This window comes from uncultured Roseobacter sp., from assembly GCF_947493125.1.
GTDB lineage: Bacteria > Pseudomonadota > Alphaproteobacteria > Rhodobacterales > Rhodobacteraceae > Roseobacter.
Genome location: NZ_CANLQB010000005.1, coordinates 296,925 through 311,324 on the forward strand (window position 1 = coordinate 296,925; position 14,400 = coordinate 311,324).

The window sequence follows — 14,400 nt, forward strand, 5'->3', positions numbered from 1 at the left end:
GTCAAGCGGGGGTGGCCTGAAAGCCCACCCCACCTGCCTGGCCCGTTGTCGCGCGTTTGGGCGCTGTCCCGCGTTGACGCATCGGCAGGCCCGGTCCCGCGCACAGAGGCTTTGACACGCCTTTGGTGCGGCGTCACCATGCCTGCATAAATCTCAAAAAGGGGAGACATGATGAACCGATTCCTCACTGCCACAGCCGTCCTTGCCCTCAGCGCCGGCATGGCCTCGGCGGATTATACGCTGCACATTCTGCACACCAACGACATGCACAGCCGCATCGAATCGATCAACAAATACGATTCGACCTGCGACGCCGAAGGCGAGGCCGAGGGCGCCTGTTTTGGCGGCGTCGCGCGGGTGAAGACCGCCGTCGACCAGAAGCGCGCCGAGCTTGAGGGCCAGAACGTGCTGGTGCTCGATGCCGGTGACCCGTTCCAGGGCTCGCTGTTCTATTCCACCTACAAGGGCGCGGCGGAGGCCGAATTCATGCAGGCCATCGGCTATGATGCCATGGCCGTGGGCAACCACGAGTTCGACGACGGGCCGCAGGGCCTCGCGGACTTCATCGAGACAGTGAGCTTCCCGGTGGTCTCGGGCAACCTCGATCTCTCGGGCGAGGCGTTGCTCGACGGCAAGGTCGAGAACCACGTGGTGCTTGAGGTCGGAGGCCGGAAAATCGGCATCGTCTCCGCCCTGGCCACCGATACGGTGGAGACCTCCAGCCCCGGTGAGGGTGTCGTGTTCCAAGACGAGATCGAAGCGCTGAAGGCGGATGTGGCTGCCCTTGAGGCCGAGGGCGTCGACATCGTCATCGCCCTCAACCACGTGGGCCTGCGCAAGGACCTTGACATCGCGGCCAATGTGCCGGCGATCGACGTGGTGATCGGCGGGCACAGCCACACGCTGATGAGCAACGATGACGAGGGCACCCCCGCCTATCCCGAGATGGTCGAGGGCACACCGGTGGCGCAGGCCTATGCCTATACCAAATACCTCGGCCATCTGACCTTGACCTTTGATGACGCTGGCACTGTGACCGCCGCCTCCGGGGATCCGATGCTGCTCGATGCCTCGGTCACGCCGGATGAGGGCTTTATCGCGCGTATCGCGGAAATGGGCGCGCCCATCGAAGCGTTGAAACAGAAGGTCGTGGCCGAGACCGCCTCCGAGATCATCGGCGCGCGCGAGACGTGCCGCGCGCAGGAATGCGCCATGGGCAACCTCATTGCCGATGCCATGCTCGACCGGGTCAAGGACCAGGGCGTCGAGATCGCGATCCAGAATGGCGGCGGCATCCGGGCCAGCATCGATGCGGGTGAGGTCACCATGGGCGAGGTGCTCACCGTGCTGCCGTTCCAGAACACGCTTTCGACCTTCCAGGTCAGCGGCGCCAGCATCGTCGCGGCGCTGGAAAACGGCGTGAGCCAGATCGAGGACGGTGCGGGGCGCTTTCCGCAGGTGGCGGGCATGAGCTATGCCTTCGACGCCAGCCAGCCCGCAGGCAGCCGGGTCAGCGATGTGATGGTGGGTGGTGCACCGATTGACCCTGAGAAGGTGTACTCGGTGGTGTCCAACGACTACGTCCGCAACGGCGGCGACGGCTATGCGATGTTCAAGGACGCGCAGAACGCCTATGACTTCGGTCCTGACCTCGCGGATGTCACGGCGGACTTCCTGGCCGCCAACGGTCCTTACACGCCCTATACCGACGGGCGCATCACCGCCAAGTAAGCCACCATATGAAAACGGGCGCGCGGGATGGGCTTGCGCGCCTTTTTGTTCCGGCCCGCCCCGACGGGCCTTGCCCCGCATCCGGACGCTGTGGCCCGCACCCGGGCAAGGATCGGTTCGAAGGATACCAGGACAACTCGTTACACCACATCTGCGCAAAACCCGCGCAGCCCCTCGAACCGACCCCATCCAACCGGTGGATGCTTTTAATTTAAATTTGAATTAGGGCCGAAACGGGACGCCTGCGTGTCGCCCAAGCGGCAATGCTCCCGTGGACAGACTGTTTCTCCATGCGCGACAATCCCCAGCGCCAAATCCGGCTGGAGGCGCGGATGCCGCCCCTCAGGAGCTCAGGCTTTGCGCTTCAAGCCAGCCCCGGAAGGAGGTGAGCGCGGGCGGCTCGGTGCGGTCTTCCGGCCAGACCAGGAAATAGCTGCCGATGCTTTGCGAGGTCTGCTCCGAGGCGAGCACAAGCTGCCCGTCCGCGAGGTAGGGCTCGGCAAAAAACGTGGGCAGCAGCGCGATGCCGAGCCCGTGGATCGCCGCCTGCGCCATGGTGGCGAACTGGTCGAACATCATACCGGGCGGCGGCTCCACATCATGCCCCAGCGCCCGCAGCCACCGCGCCCATCCGCGCGGGCGGGTGTCCAGATGCAGCAGATCATATCGCAGGATCTCCGCCGCCTCACCGAGCGGCGCGGGGATCAGCGCGGGCGCACAGACCGGCACCACGGTTTCCGGCAGCAGCGGCAGGTACCGCACGCCGGGCCAGTCTTCGCGCCCGAAATGGATCGCCGCATCAAACGCGCTGTTGCGAAAGTCGAACGGCGCCAGCCGGGTGGAGAGGTTCACGGTGACCTCGGGGTGCCGCCGCGCGAAATCGCGCAGACGCGGCGCCAGCCAGTGCATGCCAAACGCAGGCAGGATCGCGAGATTGAGCGGTCCACCCTCGCTGACCGTCCGCGCCGCGACCCCGGCCTGCGCCAGACGCTGCAGCGTGCCGCGCACCTCGCGCACATACTCTTGCCCCTTGGCGGTCAGGACCAGCCCGCGCCCCTCACGGGCCAGCAGAGCGACACCCAGCTGCGCCTCCAGTGCCTTCAACTGGCGGCTCACGGCGCTTTGGGTCAGCGACAGTTCGGCAGCCGCCTGCGTCGCACTCCCCAGCCGCGCCACCGCCTCGAAGGCCAGCAGTGCGGTGATGGAGGGCAGATAGCGGCGCGGCAGCGACATATGAGTTTTTCTCATGTTTGGCAGGACAAAGCATCGTTAGTCTTTTGCCCGTGCATTTGCAATAATGACGCCCAACAGCACGCAAGATCAGGAGGACTGAGAATGAATGTCGAAAGCCCGATTCTGAAAGCCAAGGACGCGCCCGACCTGGGCGCCTTTGACTGGTCCGATCCCTTCCGTCTCAATGACCAGCTCGCCGAAGACGAGCGCATGATCCGTGACAGCGCCAACTCCTATGCGCAGGAAAAGCTACAGCCGCGCATCATCGAGGCCTTTGAGAAGGAAACCACCGAGCCCGAGATTTTCCGCGAGATGGGCGAGATGGGCCTGCTTGGCGTGACCTGCCCGGAGGACTACGGCGGGCTGGGAGGCTCCTACGTCTCCTACGGCCTCGTCGCACGCGAAATCGAGCGGGTCGACAGCGGCTATCGCTCGATGATGTCGGTGCAGTCGAGCCTGGTGATCTACCCGATCTATGCCTATGGCTCAGAGGCGCAGCGGCAGAAATACCTACCGAAGCTCTGCGCGGGCGAATGGATCGGCTGTTTCGGCTTGACCGAGCCCGACGCGGGCTCTGACCCTGCGGGCATGAAAACGCGGGCCGAGAAAACGGCGACCGGCTACAAGCTCACCGGCTCGAAGATGTGGATTTCCAACGCGCCCATCGCCGATGTCTTCGTGGTCTGGGCGAAGTCCGAGGCGCATGACGGCAAGATCCGTGGGTTTGTCCTCGAGAAAGGCATGCACGGCCTCTCGGCGCCGAAGGTCGGCAATAAGCTGTCCTTGCGCGCGTCGATCACCGGCGAAATTGTCATGGATGGTGTCGAGGTCGGCGAAGACGCGCTGCTGCCGAATGTGCAGGGGCTCAAGGGCCCCTTCGGCTGTCTGAACCGCGCGCGCTATGGCATCAGCTGGGGGACAATGGGGGCGGCCGAGTTCTGCTGGCACGCCGCCCGGCAATACGGGCTCGACCGCAAGCAATTCGGCAAGCCCCTGGCCGCGACACAGCTCTTCCAGAAGAAGCTCGCCGACATGCAGACGGAAATTGCCCTTGGCCTGCAGGCCTCGCTGCAGGTGGGCCGGCTGATGGATGCCGCCGAGGCCGCGCCCGAGATGATCTCCATCGTTAAGCGCAATAACTGCGGCAAGGCGCTGGAGATCGCCCGCCACGCCCGCGACATGCACGGCGGGAATGGGATTTCCGGCGAATTCCAGGTGATCCGCCACATGATGAACCTTGAGACGGTGAACACCTATGAGGGGACCCATGATGTGCATGCTTTGATCCTGGGGCGCGCACAGACGGGCCTGCAGGCGTTTTTCTGAGCGGGCCAGGGGGCTCTCTGCCCCCGCCCTGCGGGCTCCCTCGAGCATGTTTGACGAACAATGAAGCGGGCGGGCGGCTTGCGGAAACAGTGAGGCAGGATGGACCGCGTCCAAATCGTGCATGACAATTTCCTGCGGCGACTGGCGACAGGGGATTTTCCACCCGGCAAACCACCGGCGGGGCCGCTCGAACCCGCCGAGGCGCTCAAGCTCTATCGTGCGCAGGTGACGAGCCGCGCGCTCGATATCCAGAGCCGCGCGATGCAGAAGGCGGGGCAGGGGTTCTACACCATCGGCTCCTCGGGGCATGAGGGGATGGCGGCGGTGGCCCATGCGCTGCGGGTGGATGACATCGCCTTCCTGCATTACCGCGATGCCGCCTTCCAGCTGGCCCGTGCCGATCAGGCGGGCAAGTCCGGCATGATGCGCGACATGCTTCTGAGCTTCGCCTGTTCCTCCGACGACCCGACCAGTGGCGGGCGGCACAAGGTGCTGGGCAGCAAGCCGCTGATGATCCCGCCGCAAACCTCGACCATCGCGAGCCATCTGCCGAAAGCGCTGGGGGCGGCCTACAGCCTCGGTCTCGCCCGCCGCCGTGCGCCGGAGCATCGCGCCTTGCCGGAGGACGGCATCGCGATGGTCAGCTTCGGCGACGCCTCGGTCAATCATTCCACCGCGCAGGGCACGATCAACGCCGCCGGTTGGACCTCCGTGCAAGGTGCGCCGCTGCCGCTGCTGATGGTCTGCGAGGACAATGGCATCGGCATTTCGACCAAGACGCCCGAAGGCTGGATCACCGCGTCGCTGCAGCACCGCCCCGGGCTGCGCTATTTCGCAGCGAACGGGCTCGACCTCTTCGAGAGTTTCGCGGTCGCTTCGGAGGCCGCCGACTATGTGCGCCGCCAGCGCAAACCCGCGATCCTGCACCTCTCCATGGTCCGTCTCTACGGTCACGCGGGCGCGGATGTTGCCACAAGCTACCTGCCGCGCGCGCAGGTCGAGGCGGAGGAAGCGAATGACCCGCTGTTGCACGCCGCCCGGCTTCTGGTGGAGGCCGGTGCCGCCAGTGCTGCGGAGTTGGTGCAAATCTATGAAGAGACGTTGAAGGAGGTCGCGGAGGAAGCCGCGCGAGTCGCCACGCGCCCACATCTGCAAACCGTGCAAGATGTGATGTCCAGCCTGATCCCGCCCGTGCGGGATTGCGCCGCCACGAACGGCCCCGACCCGCAGACCCGCGCCGCCACCTTCGGCAGTGACGTGGCCCAGATGGACAGCCCGCAGCCCATGTCGCGGATCATCAACTGGGCGCTGCACGACCTCATGCTTACGCATCCCGAGACGCTCATCATGGGCGAGGATGTGGGGCGCAAAGGCGGTGTCTATGGTGTCACGCAGAAATTGCAGGCGCGCTTTGGGCCCGACCGGGTGATCGACACGCTGCTCGATGAGCAATCCATCCTCGGTCTCGCCATCGGCACGGCGCACAACGGCTTTCTCCCGATGCCGGAAATCCAGTTCCTCGCCTATCTGCACAACGCCGAGGACCAGTTGCGCGGCGAGGCGGCAACGCTGCCCTTCTTCAGCCGCGGTCAGTGGACGAACCCGATGGTCCTGCGCATCGCGGGGCTGGGTTATCAGAAGGGGTTCGGCGGGCATTTTCACAACGACAACTCGCTCGCCGTGCTGCGTGACATCCCCGGCCTCGTGATCGCCTGCCCCTCGACCGGGGCCGAGGCCGCGTGCATGCTGCGCGAATGCCACCGGCTGGCGCGGGAGGAGCAGCGGGTTTGTGTCTTTGTCGAACCCATCGCCCTCTACCCCATGCGCGACCTGCACGCGCCCGGCGATGGTGCCTGGATGACGCGCTACCCCGCACCTGACCAGCGCGCAGCGCTTGGTGAGATCGGGGTCCACGGGGAGGGCACCGATGTGGCCATCGTGACCTATGGCAACGGCCACTACTTCTCGCGTCAGGCGCAGCAGCGTCTGACGCAGGACGGGATCAAGGCCCGGGTGATCGACCTGCGCTGGCTGGCCCCGCTTCCGGAGGCAGCGCTGCTGGAGGCCATCGCCCCCTGCACCCATGTGCTCATCGTCGACGAATGCCGCCGCACCGGCGGGCAGGCCGAGGCGCTTATGACCTTGCTGGCCGAAAACGGCCGCAGCGCCACACGCTATACGGCCGAGGACAGCTTCATCGCCACCGGCCCCGCCTATGCCGCCACGCTGCCCTCACGCGATGGCATCATCGCCGCCGTCAAGGCGCTACTCTAGCGCATTCGACCGCGCGGTCAGATCCACGCCCATCTGCCTCATCAGATCCATATAGTCGAGCAACACCCAGTTCTCGGCGATCTTGCCGCCCGCACAGCGGTAGAAATCCATCACCCGCAGCGTCAGGTCGCGCCCCGTCGGCGCCACGCCCAGATAGGGCCCCCGATGCGTCATCGTCATCGACGGCCAGCCCGAGACCGCCGCAAAATTCCCATCTCCGATCCGGCAATAGTGATTGCCCCCCTTGCGGTCCGGGAAGGCGGCCAGAAACGGCGCGCGGTGGTCCTTCACGAACCCTTCCCAGCGGTAATTCGACCCGATCCCGCAGGGCCCGTACCACATCATGTCCTCGGCCCAATAGCCGTCCGCACCGGTCTGCCCTTTCGACCCACCCGTCGCCGGGTCATAGACATGCAGATCGCCCAGCATCGCCTCCACCAGATCCAGGCTCGCGCCACCATCACCCGTCTGTGGCAGCACCCCGTCATGGGTTGCCGGTCCGGGAAACAGCCCCTCCAGCCCCAGCTGCCCACCAAACGGGTCACGCCCCGCCTGGCGCATCAGATCCGGAAGATCGAGGATGATTCGCGCCTGGGTTATGCGCCGATCCTCGACCCGGTAGAACTCTCCGGCGCGCAAAAACGCCAGCCGACCCGAGGGCTTTATGCCGAAAAACGCGGCATCGAAGGTGCCAACATAATGCGTCACCGCTGCAATCCACTGACCGCCCTCGGCTCGCCGGTTCATCCCGGTGATGAATATTTCGTCTCGCCGATAGACATGCCGCAGTGCTGCGCGCAACGGCGCATAGAACCCCTCTGCAATCGCGTCGATTCCGTCCAGACGGCCCAAAGGATGTGACATTTCAAAGGCACAGTCCGGGTGCAGAACCTGCGCGCAACGCCGCCGCATCGTGGCGTCATCGCCCCTCAAGAGCGTGTTTAACAAATCGTGAATTTTTTGCTGAAGATCGGGCATGGGCTGGCATCCTGAGAGCGCAATTTCGGGTTTGCACACGTGTGCAAAAAATCCTTGCCAAGCGCCGCGTGTAATGTCTAGCGTGAATGCAACCTGCAAAATGCAGGGCGCGACAGCGGGGGACATATGGCCGAGATTCAACTTCGGAACGTCAACAAGCGGTGGGGCAGCTTTGTCGGTGTCGATAATTTCGACCTCACCATTGCCGATCAGGAATTCCTCGTGCTGCTAGGCCCCTCGGGCTGCGGCAAGACCACGACCATGCGCATGATCGCGGGGCTGGAAGACGCTACCGATGGCGAGATTGTCATTGACGGGCGCGTGGTCAACGACCTCGACCCGAAAGACCGCGACGTGGCCATGGTGTTCCAGTCCTACGGGCTCTACCCGAACATGAACGTCTATGAGAACATCCGCTTTCCGCTGAAAGTGCGTAAAGTGCCTGATGCCGAACATGACGAGCGGGTGCGCCGCGCCTCCGCCATGGTCGAGCTTGACGACTTCCTGCACCGCAAACCCGCCGAGCTCTCCGGCGGCCAGCGCCAACGGGTGGCGCTCGCCCGCGCGATTGTGCGCGAACCCAACGTCTTCCTGATGGACGAACCGCTCTCGAACCTCGATGCCAAGCTGCGGGTCTCGACCCGTGCGCAGATCAAGAACCTCAGCCACGAGCTGAAAGTGACCACCGTCTATGTGACCCACGACCAGATCGAAGCGATGACCCTGGCAGATCGCGTGGTCGTCATGAAGCAGGGCAAGGTCCAGCAGGTGGGCACGCCCACCGACATCTACGACCACCCCGCCAATACCTTCGTGGCGAGCTTCATCGGCAGCCCGGCCATGAACCTGATGGATGGCACGCTGCAGGGTGGCACCTTCACCGGCGACAATGTCTCAATCTCCGGCCTGACCGGCCCGGATGGTCCGGTCACGCTCGGGTTCCGCGCCGAGGATGCGACGCTCGCCGAAGGTGCCAGCGGCCAGATAACGGCGCCGATCTATACGATCGAGCTCCTGGGCGATGCCACCATGCTGACGGTTCGGGCGGGAGGGCAGCTGGTCTCCGTCAAGGCGCACAAGGAGTACCGCGCCGAGATCGGCGACACCGTGTCCTTCGCCGTGCCTGTCGGCATTTGCCATCTTTTCAACACGGACACCGGCATGCGGCTTGATATCGGATCGCAACAGCACGCCGAGAGCGCCTGAGCCTACACGCCCCGGATCCGGGGCCAACCGACGGGTGCAGCCTTGCAAGATGCACCCTGCAAAACTGCAAAAGGGAGTTTGCAAATGTTTCTGAGAAAAATCGCACTGGCGGGCGTCGTCTCGCTCATGGGGAGCGCGGCACTGGCCTGTTCCTATGAGAACGAGGTGCCGATCAAATCGCTGAGCGCTGGTTTTGAAGCCTGGAAGGCCGTGACCGATGCCATGGCCGAATGCGGCAATTTCCAGGCCGAGCTGGACCAGGAGTTCCGCACCAAGCAGCCCGCGGCCTTCGAGGCCAACCCGTCGCTCTATCAGATCGGTGGCGTGTCGAACGGCACCATCACGCCGTTGCTCAACGCGGGCACGATCCGTCCGTTGGATGATCTGGTCGAGAAATACGGCCAGAACCTCAAGCCCAACCAGCTGATCCGGATCAACGGCCAGATCATGGCCGTGGCGATGATGGTGAACACCCAGCACCTGATGTACCGCTCCGACGTGCTGGCGGATCTGGGCATCGAAACGCCGACCACCTGGGATGAGGTCTATGCGGCCGCCGCGCAGATCAAGGAGGCCGGGGTGATGGATTACCCGCTTGGGGCCACCATGAAGTCCGGTTGGAACCTCGCGCAGGAATTCGTGAATATGTATCCCGCGCACGGCGGTAAATTCTTCAATGATGACAATACCGCAGCGATCAATTCTGAGGCGGGTCTGGCCGCATTGGAAACGATGAAGGCGGCCCTGGACTTCACCGACCCGGAAGTTCTGGTGAGCGATTCAACCTACGTGCAGCAGCAGTTCCAGCAGGGCAAGATCGCCATGGCCAACCTCTGGGCCAGCCGGGCAGGCGCCATGAATGATCCCGCCGAAAGCGAGGTGGTCGGCAAGGTGGCGATGGCCGCAGCACCCAAGGCGACAGCCGATGGTGCGCCCGCCACAACGCTCTGGTGGGACGGTATCGTCATCGCTCAGAACATCTCCGACGAGGAGGCCGATGCGGCCTTCCGTCTGGCCATGGAAGGTCTGGACGCCGAGACCGTGCAGGGCGCCAACGATGCGGCGATCTGGCTGGTCGACGGCTATGAGCCGACCGAGATCGCCGCAGGGGCCATCGCCACGGCGACCGCCAATCCGGCGCCGCCAGCCTATCCGTCGACGACCCAGATGGGTTTGCTACACACCGCGTTGGGCAATGAGCTGCCCGCGTTCCTGACCGGTGAGCGCGATGCGGCGGCAACCTTGGTCGCAATCGAGGAGGCTTATACGACCTCCGCCAAGGAAGCAGGCGTCCTCAAGTAACGTCGGGGCTGGCCGGAACCGCCCGGCCAGCCCTCCGCGCCTGGGGCTGTGTCAAACGCATGACGCTGCGTTTTGCAAAGTCCCGGCGATGAATTTGCAAACAGCCCTGCCGCAAGGAGAGCCCCATGAAATTCAAGACATTTGCCGCCTTCGTCGGGCCGTCCGTCTTTATGATGCTCCTCTTCATCGCGGCCCCACTGGTCAGCGTCTTCATCCAGAGTTTTCAGGTCACCCAGCCGATCCTCGAACAGGTCGAGGTCGAGACCTGCACACCCGGGTTCCTGACCCAGACCTGCACCACCGAAATCAAGACCGTCCCGGTGCTGGACGACAATGGCAAGACGCTCACCGAAACCCGCTGGGTGGGCCTGCAAAGCTATCAGAATGTCCTGCAGATGGACAAGTTCTGGGAGGCGGTCGGCAACGGCAGCTGGAACCAGATCATGCAGATCGACTTCTGGAAGGCCCTGCGCTTCACGCTCTCCTTCACGCTGCTGACCTTGCCGCTGGTGATCGGCGTCGGCCTCGCCATCGCGCTTGCGGTCAACAACGCCACGCGCTCCATCCGTGGCCCCATCATCTTCATCTCGCTCCTGCCGTTCATCATCACACCCGTGATCGGCTCGCTCTCGATCTACTGGCTCTTCGTGGGCGACGGTATCCTGACCGCGATGCTCGAACGCTGGACGGGCACCAACATTTCCATGTTCGCGCAGGCCTGGACCATCGAGCTGCTGATGTATTTCTACCGCGTCTGGCACGTGGCGCCCTTCGCCTTCGTGATCTTCTACGCCGGCCTGCAGACCGTGAACATGGACACGCTGGAATCGGCCGTGATCGACGGCGCCAGCCGCTGGGAGCGCCTGCGCCACGTGATCATCCCGCACCTGATGCCGCTCATCATCTTCATCGCGCTCATCCACCTGATGGATTGCTACCGCGTCTTCGAAGAGATCGTTGGTTTCCGCAGCCAGGCGCATGTGATCTCGCTGCAGTGGCTCACCTATGATTTCATGACCCCGGATGATGCGGGCAACCGTGCGATCTCCCGCGCCTCGGCCTCGGCCATGCTGACCATGATCGGGATCGTGTTCCTGCTGATCCTGCCGCTGCGCCGCACCTGGCGCGACCACAAAGGGAGCGCGCACTGATGTCTACCTCCAAGGCCATGCAGCAGTCCTTTGCGCTGCGCTTCTCCTCCGGCGCCTTCCTCGCCTTCTGGTGCCTGCTCGCCGCCTTCCCGATCTTCTGGATAGCGGTGATGAGCTTCAAATCGCCCGTCGACGCCTTCGCCGACAGCCCCTGGGACGTGATCTTCGGCCCGGCGACCCGCGCGAACGGAGACGGACTCTCTGTCATCGACATCGTCGTCGGCCTCATCGTGCTCTTCTTCGCGATCCGCTGGGCCTTCACCAAACTGCCCGATCTGGTGCGCCAATACTGCCCGCCCGGGCTGATCGTGCTGGGCTGGATCGTGGGGGCCTTGGTCTATGCGATCGTCTTCGTGCTGATCTTCTTCGGTCTCTTGCCCCTGATCCTTGGGGCGCTCAACGGCCTCTTTGGCCCGCTGGGCGCGCCGGTTCTGGGCCTGACGACCGAGCACTACGTTGCGGTCTGGGCCGAGAACGAATTCTACCGCAACTTCCTCAACTCCATGCTGGTCACCGCAGGTGTGGTGACGGTCTCGCTGACGGTGGGCACCCTGGCGGGCTACGGGCTCGCCCGCTCCGGCTCAGATCTGGCGTTCTGGCTGCTGATCCTGGCGCTGGTCTTCCGCGCCTTGCCGCACTCCGTGCTGGTCGCGGGCTACCTGCCGGTCTTCATCAACTCCTCCGAAATCCTGCGCCCCATCCTCGGCGAGGGCGCGCCCACACTCTACGGCCAGCCCTGGGCGGTGATCGCGGTGCTCGTCGCGATCAACCAGCCCTTCACCATCTGGATGCTGCGCAGCTTCTTCCAGAACATCCCGGCCGAGCTCGACGAGGCCGCCCGGGTTGATGGCTGCAGCCACTTCCAGGCCTTCCGCCGCGTGATCATGCCGGTGATGTGGCCGGGTGTGATCACCACGGGGCTCTTCAGTTTCCTCTTGGGCTACAACGACTTCCTCGTAACGTCGCTGCTGCTCGACGCGCAGAACCAGACGATGGTCCCGGCCATCGCGGGCTACTTCAACCGCGAAACCACCACCACCGATCAGGTCGAAGCCGTCGCCGCTGCCGTCTCCATCACGGCCCCGCTCTTCCTGCTGGTCATGGTTTTCCAGCGCCAGATCGTCTCGGGCTTGACCGCGGGGGCCGTGAAGGGCTGATGAGCAAGCGGTCGAGATCAGGGTTGGTGCAACGTCATCCGGCGCTCAACCGGCTGCCACGGGATTTCATCAGCGGAGGCGCTTCCTGAGCATACGCTTTTCCACCTTGATGACAGGAGCACCCTATGAAGGGATCCAGACCAGAGCAGGCCGTGCTGAGCAGAGACACGGATATGAGCAAGACAGACCAAACCCGCGCGGTGATCGAAGGCATGGTCGATGGGCTGAACGACCACCGCATCGACGATATCGGGGCGTTCTTCGCGGAAAACTTCCGCTGGATGGGCAACCAGGGCTGCGGCACCAAGACCGGCCTGAAAGAATTTCAGGACAACTGGCAGCGCCCGTTTCAGGCGTCGTTTTCCGACAAGATCTGCGTCGACAAGGCGCGGCTTTACATGGGCGAATGGGCCGCGGCATTCGGGCGGCAGGAGGCCACGCATTCCGGGACCTTCATGGGTGTGGAACCGACCGGCAAGCGCGTGAACATCCGGTATATGGATTTCTGGAAAGTGGAGGACGGCAGGATCACCGGCAATTGGGTGATGGTCGATTTTCCGCATGTATTGGCGCAGCTGGGCGTGGATGTGTTCGGGGGCGAGGGCTGGGAGGCCTTTGACCGGGGAGCGAAGACCCCGCCGCGCCCGGATCAGTGAGGAGAGAGTGAGATGGCAATCGACTATCTGAAACGCGGCAAATCCGACGCGGAGCGCGCGGAGGATGATGCCAAGACGCGGGCCGCGGTTGAGGCGACGCTCGCCGACATCGAGGCGCGTGGCGATGCGGCCGTGCGGGAGCTCAGCGAAAAGTTCGACAACTACTCACCGGCCTCCTTCCGGCTCAGCGAGGAGGAGATCGACGACCTCATCGCCCAGCTTTCTCCGCGCGAACTCGAAGATATCAAATTCGCGCAGGAGCAGGTGCAGAACTTCGCGCAGGCGCAACGGGATTCGATGCTGGATATCGAGGTGGAGACGATGCCCGGCGTGATCCTTGGGCACAAGAACATTCCCGTCCAGTCCGTTGGGTGCTACGTGCCCGGCGGTAAGTTCCCCATGGTGGCCTCGGCGCATATGTCCGTGGCCACGGCGAGCGTCGCAAAGGTGCCGCGCATCATCGCCTGCACCCCGCCGTTTCAGGGCAAGCCGAATGCCGGCGTGATCGCCGCGATGCACTTGGGCGGCGCGCATGAGATCTATGTGATGGGTGGTATTCAGGCCGTGGGTGCGATGGCACTGGGGACGGAGACCATTGATCCGGTGCATATGATCGTGGGTCCGGGCAATGCCTTTGTGGCGGAGGCCAAACGGCAGCTTTTCGGGCGCGTGGGGATTGATCTTTTCGCCGGTCCCACCGAGACGATGGTGATCGCCGACGAGACGGTCGATGCGGAAATGTGCGCGACGGACCTTCTGGGCCAGGCCGAGCACGGGTACAACTCGCCCGCAGTACTGTTGACGAACTCGCGCAAGCTCGCGGAGGAAACGGTCTCCGAGATCGACCGCATCCTGCAAATCCTGCCGACGGCAGAGACCGCGCGCGTGAGTTGGGAGGAGTATGGCGAGGTCATTCTCTGCGACAGCTACGACGAGATGCTGCAGGTCGCCGATGATGTAGCCAGCGAGCATGTGCAGGTGATGACCGACCGCGACGACTGGTTCCTCGAGCATATGACCTGCTACGGCGCGCTGTTCCTTGGGCCCCGCACGAACGTGGCGAATGGCGACAAGGTGATCGGCACCAACCATACGCTGCCGACGAAGAAGGCGGGGCGCTATACGGGCGGGCTCTGGGTCGGCAAGTTCCTGAAAACCCACAGCTATCAGAAGGTGACCACGGATGCGGCGGCGGCGGAAATCGGCGCCTACGGCTCGCGTCTCTGCATGTTGGAGGGATTCGTGGGCCACGCCGAGCAATGCAACCTGCGGGTCCGTCGCTACGGTGGCATCAACGTGCCTTACGGTGAAGGCGCGCCGGCAACAGAGGCTGCGGAATGAGCGGAGAGGCGGGGGCGCCGGGCGGGGCGCAAGCGCCCCGCCCGG

General features: G+C 64.1%; 11 protein-coding genes. 9 read left to right on the forward strand and 2 right to left on the reverse strand.

The genetic code is table 11. From position 1 onward, the window contains the following. Positions 1-168 precede the first annotated feature (168 nt). Positions 169-1,731, forward strand: a complete 1,563-nt coding sequence (locus Q1A71_RS12945; protein ID WP_299676601.1) for a bifunctional metallophosphatase/5'-nucleotidase — start codon at positions 169-171, stop codon at positions 1,729-1,731. A 342-nt stretch (positions 1,732-2,073) separates the two neighbouring features. On the opposite strand, the gene Q1A71_RS12950 is transcribed toward Q1A71_RS12945, so the two are convergent. Continuing rightward, positions 2,074-2,964, reverse strand: a complete 891-nt coding sequence (locus tag Q1A71_RS12950; RefSeq protein WP_299676603.1) for a LysR substrate-binding domain-containing protein — start codon at positions 2,962-2,964, stop codon at positions 2,074-2,076. Positions 2,965-3,066: 102 nt separating this feature from the next. Here Q1A71_RS12950 and Q1A71_RS12955 point away from each other — a divergent pair, with 102 nt between their 5' ends. Both Q1A71_RS12955 and Q1A71_RS12960 read left to right on the forward strand, forming a co-directional pair. Continuing rightward, a complete protein-coding gene (locus Q1A71_RS12955; RefSeq protein WP_299676605.1) occupies positions 3,067-4,290 on the forward strand; it encodes an acyl-CoA dehydrogenase in 1,224 nt (407 codons plus the stop codon). 99 nt (positions 4,291-4,389) lie between these two features. Then, on the forward strand, positions 4,390-6,564 hold the full coding sequence (locus tag Q1A71_RS12960) for an alpha-ketoacid dehydrogenase subunit alpha/beta (protein WP_299676607.1): 2,175 nt from the start codon (positions 4,390-4,392) through the stop codon (positions 6,562-6,564). On the opposite strand, the gene Q1A71_RS12965 is transcribed toward Q1A71_RS12960, so the two are convergent. Then, positions 6,556-7,542: an ester cyclase gene (locus Q1A71_RS12965; RefSeq protein ID WP_299676610.1), complete on the reverse strand. Its 987-nt coding sequence runs from the start codon at positions 7,540-7,542 to the stop codon at positions 6,556-6,558. The genes Q1A71_RS12960 and Q1A71_RS12965 overlap by 9 nt on opposite strands. 126 nt (positions 7,543-7,668) lie before the next feature. On the opposite strand from Q1A71_RS12965, the gene Q1A71_RS12970 reads away from it, so the two are divergent. The 6 genes from Q1A71_RS12970 (at position 7,669) to hisD (ending at position 14,355) form a co-directional block, all read left to right on the forward strand. Then, positions 7,669-8,748 carry an ABC transporter ATP-binding protein gene (locus tag Q1A71_RS12970; protein ID WP_299676613.1) on the forward strand — a complete coding sequence of 360 codons (1,080 nt, stop codon included), beginning with the start codon at positions 7,669-7,671 and terminating at the stop codon, positions 8,746-8,748. 84 nt (positions 8,749-8,832) lie between these two features. Then, positions 8,833-10,050, forward strand: a complete 1,218-nt coding sequence (locus Q1A71_RS12975) for an extracellular solute-binding protein (protein WP_299676616.1) — start codon at positions 8,833-8,835, stop codon at positions 10,048-10,050. Between the two features lie 125 nt (positions 10,051-10,175). Further along, the gene (locus Q1A71_RS12980) at positions 10,176-11,201 is read left to right on the forward strand and encodes a sugar ABC transporter permease (protein WP_299676619.1); all 1,026 of its coding nucleotides are present in this window, start codon (positions 10,176-10,178) and stop codon (positions 11,199-11,201) included. Further along, positions 11,201-12,358: a carbohydrate ABC transporter permease gene (locus Q1A71_RS12985; protein WP_299676622.1), complete on the forward strand. Its 1,158-nt coding sequence runs from the start codon at positions 11,201-11,203 to the stop codon at positions 12,356-12,358. Before Q1A71_RS12980 ends, Q1A71_RS12985 begins: the two co-directional genes overlap by 1 nt. 125 nt (positions 12,359-12,483) lie before the next feature. Beyond that, positions 12,484-13,014 carry an ester cyclase gene (locus Q1A71_RS12990; RefSeq protein WP_299676625.1) on the forward strand — a complete coding sequence of 177 codons (531 nt, stop codon included), beginning with the start codon at positions 12,484-12,486 and terminating at the stop codon, positions 13,012-13,014. A 12-nt stretch (positions 13,015-13,026) separates the two neighbouring features. Next, on the forward strand, positions 13,027-14,355 hold the full coding sequence (hisD, locus tag Q1A71_RS12995) for a histidinol dehydrogenase (protein ID WP_299676649.1): 1,329 nt from the start codon (positions 13,027-13,029) through the stop codon (positions 14,353-14,355). The last annotated feature ends 45 nt before the right edge of the window (positions 14,356-14,400 follow it).